At 40.7% G+C, this 19,906-nt stretch carries 13 protein-coding genes; 5 read left to right on the top strand and 8 right to left on the bottom strand.

Annotation, left to right across the window (positions count from 1 at the left end; translation table 11 throughout):
- Positions 1–736: 736 nt before the first annotated feature.
- Entirely contained in the window at positions 737–2,524 is a 1,788-nt protein-coding gene (locus tag AB0756_RS38510; RefSeq protein ID WP_038079562.1) for an N-acetylmuramoyl-L-alanine amidase, read from the bottom strand.
- 144 nt (positions 2,525–2,668) lie between these two features.
- On the opposite strand from AB0756_RS38510, the gene AB0756_RS38505 reads away from it, so the two are divergent.
- The gene (locus tag AB0756_RS38505; protein ID WP_038079564.1) at positions 2,669–4,306 is read left to right on the top strand and encodes a CTP synthase; all 1,638 of its coding nucleotides are present in this window, start codon (positions 2,669–2,671) and stop codon (positions 4,304–4,306) included.
- Between the two features lie 88 nt (positions 4,307–4,394).
- Positions 4,395–4,826: a hypothetical protein gene (locus AB0756_RS38500; RefSeq protein ID WP_038079568.1), complete on the top strand. Its 432-nt coding sequence runs from the start codon at positions 4,395–4,397 to the stop codon at positions 4,824–4,826.
- Positions 4,827–4,844: 18 nt separating this feature from the next.
- Here AB0756_RS38500 and AB0756_RS38495 read toward each other — a convergent pair whose 3' ends face one another.
- The 5 genes from AB0756_RS38495 to trxB form a co-directional block, all read right to left on the bottom strand.
- Positions 4,845–5,744, bottom strand: coding sequence for an ROK family protein (locus AB0756_RS38495; RefSeq protein ID WP_038079574.1), 900 nt, complete (start codon positions 5,742–5,744; stop codon positions 4,845–4,847).
- A gap of 58 nt (positions 5,745–5,802) precedes the next feature.
- The gene (locus AB0756_RS38490; protein WP_038079578.1) at positions 5,803–6,006 is read right to left on the bottom strand and encodes a hypothetical protein; all 204 of its coding nucleotides are present in this window, start codon (positions 6,004–6,006) and stop codon (positions 5,803–5,805) included.
- A gap of 291 nt (positions 6,007–6,297) precedes the next feature.
- Positions 6,298–7,188 carry an ABC transporter permease gene (locus tag AB0756_RS38485; protein ID WP_038079581.1) on the bottom strand — a complete coding sequence of 297 codons (891 nt, stop codon included), beginning with the start codon at positions 7,186–7,188 and terminating at the stop codon, positions 6,298–6,300.
- 120 nt (positions 7,189–7,308) lie between these two features.
- Positions 7,309–7,641, bottom strand: a complete 333-nt coding sequence (locus AB0756_RS38480) for a DUF433 domain-containing protein (protein ID WP_038079583.1) — start codon at positions 7,639–7,641, stop codon at positions 7,309–7,311.
- 211 nt (positions 7,642–7,852) lie between these two features.
- Positions 7,853–9,223 (bottom strand): thioredoxin-disulfide reductase, encoded by a 1,371-nt coding sequence (gene trxB / locus AB0756_RS38475; protein ID WP_038079585.1) that lies wholly within the window; start codon positions 9,221–9,223, stop codon positions 7,853–7,855.
- Positions 9,224–9,475: 252 nt separating this feature from the next.
- Here trxB and AB0756_RS38470 point away from each other — a divergent pair, with 252 nt between their 5' ends.
- From AB0756_RS38470 to AB0756_RS38460, 3 genes are all read left to right on the top strand, one after another.
- Positions 9,476–10,804, top strand: a complete 1,329-nt coding sequence (locus AB0756_RS38470; protein WP_038079592.1) for a class I SAM-dependent methyltransferase — start codon at positions 9,476–9,478, stop codon at positions 10,802–10,804.
- A 145-nt stretch (positions 10,805–10,949) separates the two neighbouring features.
- Positions 10,950–11,501: a type IV pilin protein gene (locus AB0756_RS38465; protein ID WP_038079595.1), complete on the top strand. Its 552-nt coding sequence runs from the start codon at positions 10,950–10,952 to the stop codon at positions 11,499–11,501.
- Between the two features lie 132 nt (positions 11,502–11,633).
- Complete coding sequence (locus tag AB0756_RS38460) at positions 11,634–13,862, top strand: O-linked N-acetylglucosamine transferase, SPINDLY family protein (protein ID WP_038079601.1); 2,229 nt, start codon at positions 11,634–11,636, stop codon at positions 13,860–13,862.
- 100 nt (positions 13,863–13,962) lie between these two features.
- Here the strand turns inward: AB0756_RS38460 and AB0756_RS38455 are convergent, their stop codons facing one another.
- Together AB0756_RS38455 and AB0756_RS38450 are read right to left on the bottom strand one after the other, a co-directional pair.
- The gene (locus AB0756_RS38455) at positions 13,963–17,004 is read right to left on the bottom strand and encodes an O-linked N-acetylglucosamine transferase, SPINDLY family protein (RefSeq protein ID WP_038079606.1); all 3,042 of its coding nucleotides are present in this window, start codon (positions 17,002–17,004) and stop codon (positions 13,963–13,965) included.
- Positions 17,005–17,298: 294 nt separating this feature from the next.
- Positions 17,299–19,890 (bottom strand): glycosyltransferase, encoded by a 2,592-nt coding sequence (locus tag AB0756_RS38450; protein WP_050045745.1) that lies wholly within the window; start codon positions 19,888–19,890, stop codon positions 17,299–17,301.
- Between the last annotated feature and the right edge of the window lie 16 nt (positions 19,891–19,906).

Below are 19,906 nucleotides of genomic sequence, written 5' to 3'. Positions count from 1 at the left end.
TCGTTACACTACCGTTATCCGCGATCGCAAAAGCAGTGAATCCAGTTTTGCTGTCCATAACACTTAATGTCCTCACAATGTTGGTAAATGCACAGAGAGGTCGCATAATTTTTCAAACCTTTCTATACTGCAATGACTACTTAACTGTTACACTTTAAACCTCAAGTACAACCACTTACAACTGCACAAAAAATTGTAACTTCAAACACATTAATATTTTAATCTGCTGTTAGTTAGCTGTTGCTTTGGGTTTAAGGATACTAAGTGTTTTTTGTTAAGTATTGTCGAAACCAACTATAGCTTTTATCTTCTGCAATTTCAAGTAGAAACCCGGAAACTTTTTTAAAGAAACTGTGAACTTTACTGCTTTAATTCTTAAAGTAATAAAGGTAATAAAAGTAAGTTTCTCGGTCAAGAACTTAAAAGTTTTATGATTTCAAATTTAACCTTATCAAACATAACCGGATGAAAGATCCAAAAATTGGAAAGGTTGAGTGCTGGAGGTTAGAAGGATTCTTTGTGCCTACTATAGTGAATATTTTGACGGGTATTAACACCTTAGGTATATTTCCAAAGTACTATACTTGCTTGCAAGTCATAAAAGTAGGAAAAGTGTGGAAACTTCTTGTTTTTGTAAAAGAAAAAAGATGTTTTTGAGTTTATATAGATAATTTATTTCAAGCGAAAAAAGCTTTGCCTAAATAAAGTGCGCTTATTGTATGATACGAGAATTAGCTCATTTTTTAGCATCAGTTGCAAACCACTCAACAATTCCATCAGCGACGACTTTTGCTAACTTCTTTTGCTCGCTCGAGTCAGTTACCCACTCAAATTCATTAGGGTTACTCATAAAACCTAACTCTAACAAGACTGAAGGCGCACTAAAAGGACGTGTCAGTGCTAAATTATCCCAGAACACGCCATAAGAAGGACGTCCTAACTCTCTCACTATATAATTGTGCATGAAAATAGCTAAGTCGTGAGCTTGGGGATGGTACCAAAAAGTTCCCACTCCCTGAGTATTTTCAGCATCACCCTCATCCGGTAGTGAATTATAATGTACGGAAAAAGCAACAGTTGGCTCTTCTTTGTCGATCGCAGCAACTCGATCTGCTAAAGAGACTTCGCGATCGTCTTCTCGCGTCATGACCACCGTCGCCCCACGCTTCACCAACTCATCGCGCAATAATTTAGAGACAATCAAGTTAACATCTTTTTCTAAAAAACCAGTCGGTCCTGATGCGCCAGACTCTTTCCCGCCGTGTCCCGGATCGATCAGAATTTTAATACCTGTTAGCGGTTTTTGTTGTTTTTTCTCTCTGACTTTGGGAGGATGCCGTAAAGCCAAAATCAGACTTGTACCTTCGTACCTCAGCTTGTAACCCCACTGTCGATCGGATTTGAGGCGAAAAGAATATTGGACTCCTCCTTGTCCTCCCTGTGGCAAAGCAGGTAGTTGTTGCCAATCTAAGCGAGAAATGACAGGGTCATCATCCAAACGGATGATATCAGTTTGGGCAGTTGTATGATGAAGAGTGAGTGTAAAATTGCGATCGCTCTGCTGTACGCTTACAGGCACCGGAACTTGCAGGGGAAAAACCATTTCCGTCATACCGGAAAGTTTGCGATATCCCAAACTCCGAATAATTGTGCTTGGAGGAACAGCCCCCTTGAGCACGCGAGTTTCTTTGCTGTTAATCCAAGCACCATAATCCAACCGCAACCACTCACCTTGTCTCCCGATGATTGTTGCTTGAGTTCCTTTGGGTAAAGGTGTCAGCCTCGAATAATCCGAACTTGGTCCGGTGCGAGCTACCCCTGAATCTGCTGTTACCTCAACAACTTCCAATTGTGCGGGTGAGAGGACGGTAATTTTTCCAGAACTTTGTTGAGTGATTGTCTTACCATCCCGTGTCAATTGAAACTCAGGTTGTCCCATATTGCCGGATTCTGTCACCGTTGTACAACCCGCATACTTATCCGTTTGAGTTTGAACAGATGGTTGATTTTGTCCGGTTAAAGCAGCCGAGTTAGGTGGAAGTTGCGACATTTGTGGCTGGGGTAACAGAGGAATTGTTTGATTTCCCAGCTTGACAGAAACACTAGCACTTGGGGCAGCTATTGCGCTAAAACAGATGAGTTCCCCTGGAAGTTTAGCAGTATCTACTGCAGGAGTTAGAGAATCTTTAGCAAAGACTAGCCCTTGCAACAGTTCCGGTTGAGAGGAAACTCTTGTCACCTTAATTTGGACTTCTTGCTCCTGATAGCGGATATTAAAAGTATTTTCTCCCAATTCTAAGGGGAAACTTGGAGCAAAATGACCGGATTTGCTGCGAGTGATGGGCTTACCATTGATCGTCACTTGTCCATTAGATGGTGCTGTACCAATAAAAAATACCTTGCGAGCGCTCGTTTGGTATTTTGCTGGTGGATAAACAATCTTGAGGGATTGCTCTTGAGCCAAAACTATATTGGAGGTAACAACTATAGAACTTATTATGACTAATGCTAGTACTGATTTCACGTCAAAATAGAATAATAGTTTACAAAAATAAGGACGAAGGATCGAGGATAAAGAATGAACTATAAATGAAGTACATTGTAATTCATGCTTCATACTTTATACTTCATACTTTATACTTCCTACTTCAAAGGCATTTGAAATCCTATGACTAAGTTTGTATTTGTTACTGGCGGCGTTGTTTCTAGTATTGGTAAAGGAATTGTAGCAGCAAGTCTGGGACGGTTGCTCAAATCTCGCGATTATTCCGTGTCAATTCTCAAGCTCGACCCGTATATTAATGTCGATCCCGGTACAATGAGTCCCTTCCAACATGGTGAGGTATTTGTGACTCAAGATGGGGCAGAAACAGATTTAGATTTGGGACATTACGAACGTTTTACCGATACTTCAATGTCGCGATTGAACAGCGTGACTACAGGGTCAATTTACCAAGCTGTGATTAACAAAGAGCGTCGCGGTGATTATAATGGCGGCACGGTACAGGTGATTCCTCACATTACTAATGAAATTAAAGAGCGAATTGTCAGAGTTGCTAAAGATACAAACCCCGACGTGGTTATTACAGAAATAGGAGGTACGGTAGGCGATATTGAATCATTGCCCTTTTTAGAAGCAATCCGCCAATTCCGAAAAGATGTCGGACGGCATAACGTACTGTATATGCACGTGACGCTGATGCCGTGGATTGCTTCAGCAGGTGAAATGAAAACCAAGCCTACGCAGCACTCGGTAAAAGAACTCAGATCGATTGGGATTCAACCCGACATCTTAATTTGTCGGTGCGATCGCCCAGTTCCGGCATCATTAAAACACAAATTATCGGAGTTTTGTGATGTCCCTGTAGAATGCGTGATTACGTCCCAAGATGCCAAAAGTATTTATGAAGTACCGCTCATTCTAGAAAAAGAAGGATTGGCGCAGCAAACTTTAGAGTTGCTGAATATGGAGCAACGGACACCGAATTTGTTACAGTGGCAGACATTAGTGCAGAAGATGCACAGTCCCACACACCGGATAGAAATTGCGATCGTAGGTAAGTACGTGCAATTAAGCGATGCCTATCTTTCTGTAGTAGAAGCACTGCGCCATGCAGCAATAGCTATCAGTAGCGAACTGCACCTGCGTTGGGTGAACTCAGAAAAATTGGAAACCGAGGGATATGAAAAATTTTTGGAAGGTGTAGATGGCATAGTTGTACCTGGTGGTTTTGGCGTCCGAGGAGTGGATGGCAAGATAGCAGCAATAAAATACGCCCGTCAATCCCAAATCCCCTTCTTAGGTTTGTGTTTGGGAATGCAATGTTCCGTGATTGAATGGGCAAGAGATGTTGGCGGATTAAAAGATGCCAATAGTGCTGAATTTGATCCCCATACCGATAACCCAGTCATCAACTTGTTACCAGAGCAACAAGATGTCATTGATTTGGGCGGAACAATGCGCTTGGGTTTGTATCCCTGTCGTTTACTGCCAAATTCCCTAGCATACAAGCTTTATGAAGAAGAAGTCATTTACGAACGTCACAGACACCGCTACGAATTCAACAATGCTTACCGCAATTTGTTTGTAGACACAGGCTATGTTATCAGTGGAACTTCGCCTGATGGACGTCTTGTAGAGATTATTGAATTACCCGAACACCCCTTCTTTATTGCTTGCCAATTTCATCCGGAGTTTCAATCGAGCCCTAGTGTACCCCATCCTTTGTTCAAAGGTTTTATCCAAGCTGCCGTAGCACGAGCAAACGTATCTTTTGATACACAAAAACCTGTAGAAGTCTTTTAAGAACAATTGCTAATAGCTAATAGCTAATTGTCAGTTTTCTATTAGCGATTAACCATTAGCTATTAGCCAAATTAAATGAGGAACTTTTGTGGCATACTGGGTAAAAATTTACTATGAGAGAAATGAATACGTAGTCAATTTTGAGCACGTGACTGCTTTTTGCTGCGAACGTAATGGCAGGATTACGTTCTGGTTACCCGATTGCGCCATTCCAGTTATTATCAACCCTCAAAGTAACTTAGAAGATTATCAAAAAATTCTGAACTATGTAGAATACGTAACGGGAGTGGGATTTAACAGAGGTTATTGGGTAAAAATCCTTTACGAACGAAATGAGTACGTGGTTAACCTTGACAAAATCAGTTCTTTTTGTAGAGAACCAAACGGTAGGATAACTTTTTGGCTCCCAGACAGTACTATCCCAATTATTATCCACCCTATCAGTAATCCAGAGTCCTATGAGATTGTGGTGGAATATATTCAAAAGACAACAGGTTATTTATGGGAGATGAAGGGTTAGTGGGATAGGGAGCAATAACTATTGTCTAATCCCCAATTTCAAAAATGCCAACTTCGCTGCACCAACCATCCCGGCTGCATTACCTAACTCTGCTGGTAATATATGCAGCCCAACGCGTGAAGCAGGAACCACTCGGCGCTCAATTTCAGCACGGACTGTTGATAGGAAAAATTCGGCACATGCGCTGACTCCACCACCAATCACAACCGCTTCTGGTGTCAGCACGTAAATCAAGGTTGCCAATCCTGCTGCCAGTTGCTTACCATATTCTTGCCAAAATATCAATGCTTCAGGATCTCCCGCTTTTGCTAAAGCACTTAATTCTTCTGGTTCCTTTCCCGTGCGGCGGCGAATAGCAGTTACCGAAACATATTGCTCTAAAGATCCTTGATTTCCACTGTTGCATACCGGACCGTCTGGGATAAGAGTAATTAATCCCAGTTCGCCAGCAGCACCGTAATGCCCAGCAAACAGTTGACCATCCAGGATAATTGCTCCACCAACTCCAGTACCTAATGTTAGCAGAATAAAATTTTTAAAACGACGCCCCGCACCCAGCCAAGCTTCGCCCAAACCGGCACAATTCGCATCGTTTTCTACAATAGTTGGCTTACCTGTTTTTGCTTCCAACCAATCAGCTAAAGGAACATCGCGCCACTCTGGTAAGTTGATAGCGATTTTAGCAATGCGTCCGGCTGCATCTGACGGTCCGGGGGTTCCAATTCCGATGGCGGTTGCTTGTTGTTCTGGATCGACTTGAGCGATCGCATTAACGATAGCTGTGACAACTGGTAGTGGTGTCGCGGGTTGAGGCGTTGCTACAGTGAGCGATCGCAAACAAGAACCATCAGTAGCAAAACGCCCCAGTTTGATTGCCGTTCCCCCCAAGTCAATACCAATTACTTGAGAATGTTCCACCTTATAAATCCTTACACAAAGCAGTTACCGGGCATATTGGCACAAAGCAAACCCTCAATCAACTATTTCCACCGTCGTTAAAAAATTCAGTGTCCTCATTTTTCTCACGAGTTGCGGGGCGAAAGGTGGTAACAGTCAGAGAATGAAAATTGGGTTGGCTTTGCAATGATAATACCGGGTTACCATGTAAGATGCCAGAAAGGGCAACAGAAAGCATAAAACCACCAGCAGTCGCTGCTATTAGAGATAAGTTATCTTTCATACAAATTTCTCAGTAAGAATAGAACAAATAATAGGTTATACCATTTTGAATTTGAGATGAGTGGATTTTGGATTGGGAAAGCGTTGCCTAGACTCAATTGCATCCAACTATCTGCCATATAGTTTTTTCAAATTGGTATTGGCAAACTGGGTTAGTGGTAAATCTATAGAGAGTTTCCACATTTGCTAAGAATGCCAGAAGCAATAGCTCACAACTAAAAATGGCAATCCCTCTTCTGTAACGCTTAACTCTACAATCCCCATTTTCAAGATAGCTTAACAAAAATCGACTCTACTGCCGAATCTGTTTTCGCAAACGGGGATTGACAAAGTCGTTTAAACCTTCTCCCAGCAGCGATAACCCTACAACCATTAATGTCATAGCTAACCCAGGAAAAAGAGCAGTCCACCAAATACCTGTGGGTAGTGCATCCAATGCTCTTCTTAAATCTTGTCCCCATTCTGGTGCTCCAGGAGGTAACCCCAAGCCTAAAAAGCCCAAGCCTCCCAATGTCAAAATAGCGTCAGCAGCATTCAGGGTAAAGAGAACGGGTACGCTTTGAATAACGTTGAAAAATAGATACCGGGAAAGAACTTGCCATGTGTCAGCACCCATGGCTTGTGCTGCTTCAATGAAGACTTCTGTTTTTACACTGACAGTATGATTGCGGACAACACGGTAATATTGAGGGATGTAAGCAATACTGATAGCGATCGCTGCATTGAGTATTCCAGTTCCCACAACAAATGCCAGGGTAACTGAAAGCAGCAGACCTGGTAGAGTGTAGATGCTATCCATGAGAAACAGCAAAGCTTTATCCAACTGACCGCCTGCATAACCACTGACCATCCCCAAAGGTACACCAATGACCATGCTTAAAGCTGTCGCTAGTACGACAACTTGCAAAGCGGCTTGAGCGCCGAATAGAGTTCGCGAAAATACATCATAAGCTTGACGGCTCGTCCCAAACCAATGTTCGAGGGACGGTGGCTGCTGAACGGAGTTACCCCTAGTAGAGGTGGGACTTTGAAGCCATCCCAAGTTTTGAAATACAGGGGTGAAGATGGCAATAAAGATGAAAAATAGAGTAATGCCTAGCCCAATCCACATGAGTTGCTGGGACAGGGTTGGATTTTTAGCAAAGCGAAAAAATCGTGATTTAGGAGTTTTTGTAACGGTCATTTATATAAAGAAGGAAATAGGGGCAATAACTTCTGAATACAAGTGACCATTTTACATATCGGGGAGCTTTATGCAATGGAGCAAACACACAAATTAATTTGAGATGGTGACCCCCGATATTTATGATTGCTTTGGACGACGAGATAACAGGCGATCGCGAACACCTTGAGGGTCAAACTGAGCCTCATTCAATTGGCGAATCTCATTTGCACGTTGCTGCCTTTGTTGTAAGTAAGTTTCAACTTCCTGTTGATGTCGTAAGTAGTAGCTGATGACAGCATAAACATCGGCAAGCTGCAAGGACGGATACTGCAACACAATTTCCTCAGCAGTCGATCCTTGATTGAAGGCTGCAACAACTGTATCTAGGGTGACTCGCGTTCTGCCAACTCTTACTACACCATCAGTATTTAGTTCTAAAGGAAGGGGTTCTGTTATCATCGAAAGAGTCATAGAAGTCGTCCAATTAATAACTTAATATAAAGTAGCAGGTGGGATAGTTTTTGTGATGCGGAAAGGACGTAAAGCCTAACGACATTTTCCGCTCCCCCTCAATCACCCTGAAAAGCGGGGTTAGGGGGAATCGTTTATTGTTAGACAAAAACGGGCGAGACGCCCGTTCCACAAGACAAGAAAAAAGTCAGATGATGGGAAAGCCACAGAACTACAAGTTGCTAGCAATTAACTGGCGATACTCACTTTTTTGCTTGACGCCTTTGAGTTCTTTCAATAACTCTTTATTCTTGAAGAACTGAATTGTTGGAGTCCCGGTGACACCTGCATTTTCGGCTATATCTCTGTCTTTATCAATATCGATTTCAACAAAGTGAATTTTGCCGTCAAATTCATCGACAACTTTGTTGAGTATTGGTTTGAGGGTGTGACAGGGACCGCAGCCCGGAGCAACGTATTTGACAATCAGAAGGCGATCGCTATCATGGAAGAGTTTGCGTAAAGCATAACTTCCTTCATGGCGAGTTGAGTCAATATTAAATTCGCTTTCTTGCTGCGCTTCTGTTTTCTTCGCGGGGTGTTCTAACTCATTATTTGGAGTTTCAGGTTTTTGATGGAATTCCTGAATCAATCCGTTAGAAGACAACCAGCGTTCTGCTAGCATTGCTGCTGTACAACCACTACCTGCAGCCGTAATAGCTTGACGGTACTCGTGGTCTTGTACGTCACCTGCAGCGAAAACACCTTCGACACTGGTTTCTGGAGAATTGGGTTTGGTGAGAATGTACCCAACTTCATCGAGTTCCAGTTGTTCCTTAAATAAGGAGGTATTGGGCTTGTGACCGATAGCGTAGAATAACCCCTTAACGTGCAGTTCGCTTTCTCCACCCGTTTTGGTGTTGCGAATTTTTACACCTTCCATGTGGTTCTTGTTACCAAAAATATCTACGGGTTCGGTGTTCCAGTGAACGACAATTTTGGAGTTACTTAAAACGCGGTCTTGCATGGCTTTAGAAGCCCGCATCTTATCAGAACGAACTAGCAAATTCACTTTAGAGCCGTACTTAGTTAGGTAAATGGCTTCTTCTGCAGCCGAGTCACCGCCACCAACCACAGCCAATTCTGCACCGTGGAATATAGGTGTAGCACCATCGCAGATCGCACAAGCAGAAATACCCCGGCTCCAAAACTCGTGTTCGAGGGGTAGTCCCAGGCGTTTTGCAGTTGCGCCAGTGGCGATAATAACACTATGGGTTTTAAATTCTCGTTCTTCAGAGCGGACTGTAAAAGGACGCTGGCTGAAATCAACTTCAATAACATCTTCAGTATATAGTTCAGCTCCCCAGCGTTCCGCTTGAGCTTTCATGCGATCCATCAGTTCAGGTCCGGTAATTCCTTCAGGAAATCCAGGAAAATTTTCAACTTCAGTTGTCGTCATCAACTGACCGCCAGGTAATCCCCCAGCTTGGAAACCTTCAAAGACAACAGGTTTGAGGTTAGCCCGTCCAGCATAGATAGCAGCCGTGTAACCTGCTGGACCAGAACCGATAATGACTACGTTTTCTACTGTTGGGTTGCTCATAATACTTTAAGTAAACTCATAATGACTACGACTTAGTATAGCATAGCAAACTGCAGTGGTGGCAGAAGTGAGGGAATCATACCTAAAGCGTAGTAGACAGAGGGCTTGGGGAAGCAACACGGATTCATCTGTTCTCTTCTACTCTGTGTCCTTCTGCTTTTAAAAGCGATCGCGGTTTTTGTGTTAGAAATCCAAAAAATTGGGAACACTCATGGAATATACCTCCATACCCTAGCTTAGGAGAAACATTCCATGCCAAGTCAATCATCTGAATTAGTGGAGAAAATTCGACAGCAATTTGACAGTGCGCCCTATCCAAGAATTCCCATAGATAAATCTCCTAAAGATAACCCTAATTTACTCTACATTCATAACTTAGTTACATCTTACTATTTAAGAAATCAAAAATTTATAGAGAGTAAAGAAAAAGTCATTTTAGATGCAGGATGCGGCACTGGTTATAAATCGCTTGTATTGGCACAAGCCAATCCAGAAGCAAAAATTGTTGGGATTGATATTTCGGAAGAATCTATTAAATTAGCGCGGCATCGATTGGCATATCACGGATATGACAATGCTGAATTTTACGTTTTACCAGTAGAGGATTTACCAAAACTAAATTACAAATTTGATTATATAAATTGTGATGAGCTTCTTTATCTCTTTCCTAATCCTGCCATTGCTTTACAAGCGATGAAAGAAGTTTTGCAACCCAATGGCATAATTCGCAGCAATCTTCACAGTGCAATACAAAGAGTTAATTTTTTTCAGGCACAAAAAGTTTTCACAATAATGGGCTTAATGGATGACAATCCCGAAGAAATAGAGATAGAGGCTGTTAAAGAAATTATGAAGTCTCTCAAAGAGAACGTTAACCTTAAAGCTAGTACCTGGAGTTCTATCTATGAAGGAGAAGATAGCAAAGAAAGTATTTTAATGAATTACTTATTCCAAGGAGATAAAGGTTATACGATTACCGATTTGTTTACTGCTTTGAGAGCGGCAGAACTAGAATTTATCAGTATGGTGAACTGGCGACAGTGGAACTTAATAGATTTGTTTAAAGAACCTGATAATTTACCTGTTGTTATGGCAATGAGCTTACCAGAGGCTTCTGTAGAGCAGCAGTTACAGATTTTTGAACTTTTACACCCCATTCATCGATTGCTTGATTTTTGGTGTGGTCACCCAGATCGAGGTGAATCCTTTGTTCCAGTAACAGAATGGACAGTATCTGACTGGGAAGAAGCATGGGTTTATTTGCATCCTCAACTTGTGACAGAGAAGTTCAAAGAAGATTTGATAGCTTGCGCCACAGACATGAAAGTATTTGAAATGAGGGAACATTTGTCATTGGCTCAAGCACCTGTCAGTATTGATAGTTCCTTAGCACTTGTCCTAGTTCCACTGCTTAACGAGCCTCAGACAATGAGCTCTTTAGTGAAAAGGTGGACAAAAGTTAGGCCCATACATCCAGTGACTTTAGAGCCAGTCAAGATCGAGGAAGCGTTTCAGATACTGCAGAAGTTACTGACCAAGTTGGAAAGTCACGGTTATGTGCTGCTAGAGCGAAAACCTTGACCAGAGCCGCTTTTCCCGTATGCTTTTTTTAACAAGAAAGATTTTTTACTAAAAGTGATATGGAACGGATGTGGGGTGGGTAAGTTCTTTTTAGAACACCGAAATCCAACCCTTGAAGCTAAAAAAAGATATTAAGGAGACCCCCATGCTTAAGCCAGAACTACAAGTTAAATTCCTCAATCACCTGAACCGCCGCAATAAAAAAGATGAAGGTTTTACTCTGATTGAACTGCTAGTCGTAGTCATTATTATCGGTGTATTGGCAGCTATTGCTTTACCTTCGCTACTCAATCAAGTTAGTAAAGCAAGACAGTCAGAAGCCAAACAGAATCTTGGTTCAATTAACCGAGCTCAACAAGCATTCTATTTAGAAAACAATAACCAATTCACAACAGTGATTGCTGAATTAGGTATCGGACTCAAAACGATTAGTGAGAACTACGTGTTTGAAGCTAATGCCAGTGATGTTGGCAACTTTGTTACCAATAGAGCTAGAGCTAGAGCGGCTAAACTTAGATCTTATGCTGGTGTTGTTTACACATCCACTCAATTAGTCGCTGGCATAAACGAACCACTGACTCTTGCCACATTATGTGAGGGTAAATTACCCATTGCTAACAAAATTAACGATGGCGAAGTTATAGGCTCTGGTTCTTCTAATGGTGCTTGTCCTAATAATATGTCTGATATTAAATAGACAGAAGTTAGGTTGTCTAATTGGTATCACTTGCTTTCATTGTGAGTTAAGTTTTAAGAAAAAGTGGGTAGTTGATACTACTCACTTTTCCATTTTTATTTATTAGTGAAATAAGCTACCTAAATTTCCATTATGACTTTGAAATTTTCTTTTAGTAATTGCGTTGATTTACACAACCAAGCTTATCAATGCCTCATTCAGGGAGACTACTACCAGGGTGCGCGGCTTTACGAACAGGCTATTGCTATAGAACCGGATGTTAAGTCACATTATTGGCATTTAGGGTTAGTATTGCTATTGCAGGGGCACGAAGCAGAAGCGCAAACAACTTGGCTGATGGCATTAGTAGAACAAGAACCAGCAGAGATAGAGCAGTGGACTGTGGAATTAATGTCTGTGCTAGAAACGGAGGCACAACGACGCTTAACACTCAGAGATTATTCCACAGCTTGGTTACTGCGGCAACATATAAGAGAAATTCAGCCTACAAACATTAACAATCTATTACATTTGGCTCAACTAGCTATTAAACTGGACACGTTAACCAATGATGAGCTAAATGCTCTAGAACTAATTCCACTTCTTAAAGCAGATATTCTTATAGAGTTAGATATTGATTTGTTATTGCAAGTTCTACAGGAGATTCTGAACTCTGTACCACTGTTTCCAGCATCTTTAGAATTTGCACAAGCTTGTCTACCTTATATTGAGCCCCTACCACTGCTGCGTATTTTGCTACAGGTATCAGTTACAGTGGCATACTCAATGCAGCAACCTGCACAAGGGGCACGAATAGCAAAGTTATGTCTGGATATAGCTCCTGATAATCCAGAAGTTTTGCGACATTTAGCTGCTTTCTATCAAAATTCTGGTGAACATTCCAAAGGGATAGAGATAGCTAAGCAGTACTATTCCTTAATGGAAAACTTGCTTGACAAAGTCCTGGCAAATCATATGGTGCTGCGTGGCTTAATGCACGCAGGTGGATACTGGGAAGAAGCTAGTTTAATGTTTCAGAGGCATGAGTCATTGCTGTTGTCCTTAATAGCGGAGCAGCCAAGTTTGGTGGATAAACCACATATGGTTCGGTTACTAACTTCAACGTTTTTCTTTCCCTACTGGCGAGACGAAGCCCAAAGTAATAGGCTAATTCAAAATGAAGTAGCCAAGTTGTTTCAATCTAGTTTGCAAAACAGTAATAGAGAGCTAAGAAAACAATATAATTCTCAATTAATTTTAAGAAAAACACATTCTAAGAGTAAAAAAAAGTTAAAAATTGGATATTTATCTGCTTTTTTAAAAAGACATTCAGTAGGATGGTTAGCACGGTGGTTATTTGAGCATCATAACCGCGATCTCTTTGAAATTTACGGCTATTTTGTTTGTTATAAGGATACTTATCATCCTTTACAAGAATGGTATATCAATCAAGTTGATAAAGCACACAAACTAGGAACACATAGTGGAGAAATCGCTAAGAAAATTTATGAAGATGAAATTGATATTTTGATCGATCTTGACAGCATTACTTTAGACATTAGCTGTGAGGTTATGGCGCTGAAACCAGCTCCTATTCAAGTCACTTGGTTGGGGTGGGATGCTTCAGGAATACCAGCAATTGATTATTACATAGCCGATCCCTATGTTTTACCGGATTCGGCTCAAAATTACTATACAGAAAAAATCTGGCGCTTGCCCGAAACTTACATTGCAGTAGATGGTTTTGAGGTGGGTATACCAAGTTTACGTCGGGAACACTTAGATATTCCCAATGATGCAGTAGTTTATCTCAGTGCTCAGGGCAATTACAAGCGGCATCCTAAGACAGTTAGGTTGCAAATGCAAATTCTTAAAGAAGTGCCAAACAGCTACTTTTTAATCAAAGGATTTGCTGACGAAGAAGCGGTAAAAGATTTTTTTATCCAAATAGCACAAGAAGAAGGTGTGAATGCGGAACGCCTGCGCTTTTTGCCAGACGTAGCTTTGGAAGCAGTTCACCGCGCCAATTTGTACATTGCTGATGTAGTGTTAGATACTTACCCTTATAATGGAGCTACTACCACTTTAGAAACTTTATGGATGTGTGTCCCTTTAGTAACGAAAGTGGGGCAGCAATTTGCCGCTCGTAATAGCTACACAATGATGATGAATGCTGGTGTGGCAGAAGGTATTGCGTGGACTAATGAAGAATACGTAGAGTGGGGTGTGCGCTTGGGAAAAGATTCAGCTTTGCGGCAAAAAATTGCTTGGCAACTGCGGCAGTCTCGTCTTACAGCACCGCTTTGGAATGGGAAACGCTTTACTTGTCACATGGAGAAAGCTTACGAGGAAATGTGGCAGAGGTATTTAGAAGCTGAGTAAAGACCGTTCAGTTAAGGATTGTTTGTGGAGATTTCACACTTGTAGAGACGTTGCATACAACGTCTCTACATTTGTTTCCATTGCCATTCAATTTTGACAATCAATTGCAACCTTGCTGTATAACACGGCGAAAGAAATCGTCAAGTGCGAGCACGCAAGTTTTGTCGTAGTAAAGATTGGAATGGTGCTTGTCCATTCGCTCAACAATACTATCTCTCCATTGCCGATCGCTCCCTAATTTAACAGCCATATTAATATACTCTTCTTCATTTTGAGTAATTGTGTCTGTTACGCCCAGCATTTTTAAGATTCCATAAGAATGAAGACCGCGCATATATTCACCAGGGCAGGTAACAATTGGCAAATGACAAGCGATCGCCTCTAACGTGGAATTACCACCTGACCAACCAAAAGTATCTAAATAGACATCTGAAAGCAAGTTGAGGGTTAAATAGCCAATCGTACTTTGTCGGGGAACAATCACACAATATTCTTTACTATTTAAGCCAAATTTAGCAAAAGCACGTTGTAGGCGTTTGCTAAATTTTTCAGTTATGTGAAGGCTTTTGTGAGCCAAAAAGGCAAACTGCGCTTGTGGTAATTTTTGAGCGATTGACGGGAATACATAATCGTATTGTGGTAAATACTTAAACAAAGATTGGCAAGATAAATAGATTATTGCCTCATCCCGTAGCTGAAAGTCCGAACGGTGTTTGTTAAGTTGAGGAATAACAGGGTTGGGATAGCAAAGACCGATGTTGGGTAAGCGAACTAATTCCTCTGAATAATGTTCTTGAGCGTTGTCTGGTTCCATTAAATCCCCAGATAAGAAGTAGTCAATGGTTGGCAATCCAGAGGTAATAGCATGACCCCAAGCTGTACATTGCACGGGAGCTAGTCGCAATCCTGCCATCTGAGTTGTAAGTGGAGCCATACCAATATCCGGAAAAATAAGTATGTGTAGTTTGTCAGCTGCAATCCGCTCGCAAACTGCTTCTAAATCATCTGGTATGTGATGAAAGAAATCAGCTAATAATTTGAACTGTTGAGTTGTAGCATCTACAATTGGGCTTGTATGGTAACAGTAAATCTCAAAGTCTTGTCTATTGTGATTTTTTATCCACCCAAGTGCCCACCTAGCACCATTATGACTTCTTAAATAATACGAGGCATAACCAACACGAATTTTTTCTCCTTCGTGTAAAGATGGTATTGCTAAGAGTTTAGACCAGTGAGGGTAGTTAGCAGCCATAACTTTTTCGACAAACTCACCATAACGTTTTTGTAACTCTACATCATTTTTACACTGATACTGTAGATAAAAATTTGTTCTACTACCGACACCTATTAAAGCATTTTGTCTGGCTTCAGGAGTATCTAAAGATGTTTGCTGAATCAACTCTTCTAATCCTTGAGCAAAGCGCTGTCTGTAAAAATTTACTTCCTCTTCAGTATCATAAAGAATTGGTAGTATTCGTTGCTTCTCTAATTGTAAAATAGTAATGTGTGGTAACAATTGTGATGCTTCACTTACAACTACAATTGCCTCCTCAGTACGTCCAAATTCTTGTAAAGCTAATGACAAAGAAAGATACAGTTCTGGAGATTTGGGGTAAAGCTGAATTCCTTCTTTATATGTTTTTAAAACCTCTTCATCTTGACCCAAGTTTTGGTAACATTCAGCTAAAGCAATATAAAAATTTTCGTCTCCTGTTTTTGTTTTGAGAAACTCCTGATACTGGTCTATGGCTTCTTGATATTTTCCTTGACGATAGTAGGCGTAGCCATAGTGAAGGGCAGCCTCTGCTGGATCGTTTTTAGCTTCTAGGGCAACTCCCAAATTATAAAGAACATCAGGATTACGAGGCTTCAAATTAAGAGCCTTTTCATACACTTCCACAGCTTCATCCACTTGCTGCCGTTCCATCAAAACATTGCCCAAGTTAAGATAACTACCAAAATGCTTGGGATTGGCTGCTATGGCTTGTCGATAAATTGATTCTGCTTCGTCTAGGTCACCTTGTGCCAACAAAATATTCCCTAGGTTGTTATAGGGGTCAACAGCTTCTGGTTCCAAAGCGATCGCTTGCTCATACGCCTTGATTGCCTGGGAAGTGGCACCAATTTTTTCCAGTACCAGGCCCATAGTATAGTAAGGTACAGATGTTGATGGTTCAAGCTCTACAGACTTAAGCAATGCATTTAGCGCTTTCCGATCTTGGTTTGTGGCATAGTATAAAGTCCCCAAATTTAACCATATCCTTGCTTGATTCTTATCCCACTCCAATAATTCCATGTACTTTTTTTCTGCTTCTTCATAGCATCCGTAATGTTGTAACGCTACTGCTTCTCTTTGCAAGTTGTCTAGTGCCTTTTTCTTATTATCAAGCTCCTCTTGCCACTGGATAATAGCTTGGATAAATACCTGATTATTCCCTTGTTTAATAGCTGAAATATCGTAGTTATAATCTCTTGTGGTATCCCAACTTAAAATCTGAATACCATTCAAAAATGTATTGTAATTATCCTCATGTGTGGGTAAGTCTAATAGTATTTTGCATTGAGAATGAGCAGCAATGAAATCCCAATTGGCTTGCTGTACAGAAATGGCATTACTATTGCTGGTAATGATAATTGCTTGCTCTGCAAGGAACGGTCTGATGAGAAGAAGACTCAATATTTGCGACCTGTAGTCCTTATCGCTATTGTAAAAGTAAACACCAATTTTATTGTTTGTCTCAATTTCTCGTAAATCGTAGAAAAATTCTTCGGTATCTTGAGCGCAAACTAATGTTTGTACCTCTAAAGCAAAACAGGATAAGTTGTTATTCAACGTATCAATAACTTCTTCGTTATTTTGGTATTGCAAAAAATTATCCACCGCATATGCCATCTGATTAGGATGGTCTAGAAGTGCAGCGATAAGATTTTCACCCGTAGAGCAACCTACCTCACAATAAATTTCATCTGGCTCCATACAATCTACAGCAAAGTTAAGTAATTGCATAAGATTGGGTGTAGTTTTTGTATCTCGATCCTTCTGTAATATGTGTTGAAATTTATTAGTTTTCGTAGAAACTGAATCTTTCTTCCAGTTGTAATAGAAATCGGGTAATTGGTTAATAAAGTTCTGGTAATCCATAGATATTTTTTGTCTATTAGTTAGAAATTGTATTTGCTAGAACCAATTGATGAATCAGAAATGTAGCTAATAAACAGGATGTTTTTGCTACAAAATCTGATAACAATTTAGGCTAAACTTAAAAGAAAATGGATAAAAAAGTTTCTCTAGTAAACTTTATCTGACTTTAGCTTTAAGCCCGAAATTTATTTTTGAGTTAACTTTTGTAAGAAGTCAAATAAGGTTTGGTTAGCGATACTTACCACTAGAAAGTTCTTTACCTCCATCTACAGGGTCTGGGGAAAGCAAGCTTTATCAGAATAAGACTGCCAAGGCATCTTCATTAATGCCAGTTAAACTATTTATGTCAAAGGCTAGAAGGTTTTCTGCTTTTACAGCCGCGATCGCCTCAGCATCTTCATGTTCTAGAATGATTCTCCCTTGAATGCGAGATAGCAAAGCCTCCCATTGAATACTACCTAGTTCTTCTACTAACGAAATATCTAAACCTTGGCTCACATCCAAATCTTCTTCCATTAAAAGATTCATTGTGACACTAGATAAAAACAGTTCTGCGTTTTCATAAGCAATGTTACTAGTGTCAATAAGCAGAGTGATGCTTTGACTGTTAGGAAGAAATGCGATCGCTCTCAGTGTTGTTTGCAAATCTTCTCCCAGTAGCTCTTCTGGTTGTGACCAATCTGGGAAGATTATGAAATTATTCTCTTTAAGCTTTAAAGGCAACAAAGTAGCATGAATCAAGGCAGAACTTACAGTCTTCGCCATTTTTGACCAAGAAAACTGTCTTGCTTGTTCCAAACCAGCAGCAATGAGTAATTTACGAACACTGGGTTTTTGGATTTCACAAAGAGCATCAGCTAGTTCCTCTACATTAAAATCACTCACATACAAAGCTGCTTCCCCTGTAACTTCTGGAATCGAAGCGTTAGGACAGGTTATCACCGGACAACCACAAGACATCGCCTCTAGTATAGGCAAACCAAATCCTTCGTATTTTGATGGATAAACAAGTGCTACTGCACCTGAATAAGCAGCTGCCAATTCTCGATCGTCAAGCTGCAATATATGAACAAGACTACCTGATGTGTAAGCTCTAAATTCAGATTCTAGTAAAGAGCCTCTTCCCGTACATACAATCTCAAAACCGTTTTGACTGGCAAGCTGGGAAAAAGCTTTGAAGAACAACAGACTATTCTTATAACCATCTGCTGGACCTACTAATATAAAGTACGGTTTGGTAATACCATACTTTGTTTTGAATTTTTGAATATTTTCCTGAATTGCAGGGCAAAATAATTGTCGATCAACTCCATTATTGGCAATTGTGACAGACTGTAAAGAAACTTTTGGGAAAACCTTACATAAATCCCGTGCCGTATTTTCTGAAACGGCAATAAAGGCAGAAGCATGCCGAATTCCATAGTGCTTCTCTCTCCACATAGGATGGCTTAAATTCCATCCCATCAGTTCCGGAATCATGTCATGTGCCAAAAACACTGATGGTGTTGAGAGAGGAGTTGTGTAGTATGTAGAAATAAATAAGTCAGCGCCTACCTGCTCACAAACTTGCTGTAGCATTTCGCGGTCATTGTCTGTAGTACCGTAACCATATGCTGGCGCTTTAATATAACGAATACCGGAAATAGAAGGTGCTGTTCCCGCTCGATCAAGTAAAATGATATGTTTGCCAAATTCATTGTTTGCCCATTCTTCAAGCAAGCTTGTCCACACACGAGCAATTCCTGCTTTTTCTATAATCTGGAAGACAACGCCATCAACAAGAATTGTTGGAATTGCAGTTCTTAAACTAACGGGTTCTTCCTCTAAAGCTTGATAAAGTTTAGTGAGTGCAGATTGGCTTGTTGAGGTTTCTGGTTTTTGAGCGGCGTAGTTAGAGAGATGACCTAAAACTTCTTCAGAGTCATTTAATTTGACAAAGTCTATCAAAGAATCAATGACTTCTGGAGCGTCACTACAACTTATTCCTTCCCAAAGTTGAGCGATCGCAGCATCCATGTCACCTACAGCTAACATTCTTTTAGCAGTATTAAGAGCTGCAAAGGCATAATTTATTCTAGATCGATTGGATAATTGAGTTGCGTACTCTTGTGGTAAGTACAATTCAGTAATTTCAATTGCTCGTCTTGCATTGGCAACATTAGACCCAGACTTTATTAACTGAGAAGTATGTGAAGCAGAGTGTCTGCGGTAATATGCTAGTGGTTGAGGTTCAAACCAAACTGGATAATGTACTGCTATTCGCTTCCACATTTCCCAATCAGCCGTGTGAAATAATTCGAGATTAAATCCCCCCAACTTTTCATAAACTTGACGTTTTACAACAATTGAAGGTGTTTCAATTCGTTGTCCGATAGCAATCTTCTCTATCCAATTTGGAAGAATACCAGGAGTTTCCCTTTCTAGTGCAGATAACCATTGCCACTGACCATTCTCATCTACGAAAATGTGTCGGCAAAAGGCTGCTCCAACTGTCGGTTCTTTTTCCAGAGATTTTTGCAAGGTACTGTAAAACCCAGGCAAAACCATGTCATCGCCATGTAGTATGTGCAGCCAATGACCTTTAGCACGTTGAATACAGGTATTAAAGTTAGGTATAGGGCCACCGTTTTTTGGTTGGCGAAAGAAAGAAACTCTACCTTTGCCCAGTTCCCTTACAACTGCTTCGGGATCGTCTTTAGTAGAAAAATCATCCACGACCTCTATCTGCATTATGTCTGAACCAGGGTCTTGTGCTAAGACACTTTTGAGGGTTTCTACTAAGAAATTAGCACAGTTATATGTCGGAATCATAACAGACCAAAACGGTCTGTTAACTTCTTCGGGCACTTGGTTGATAGCGGGTACAAAAACTCTATCTAATGTCATAAAATACTGCCTGTAG

The sequence above is a fragment of the Tolypothrix campylonemoides VB511288_2 genome, assembly GCF_045999855.1.
GTDB lineage: Bacteria > Cyanobacteriota > Cyanobacteriia > Cyanobacteriales > Nostocaceae > Scytonema > Scytonema bouteillei_A.
The sequence above is the reverse complement of the archived record's forward strand: the minus strand, read 5'-3'. Positions and strand labels throughout refer to the sequence as shown.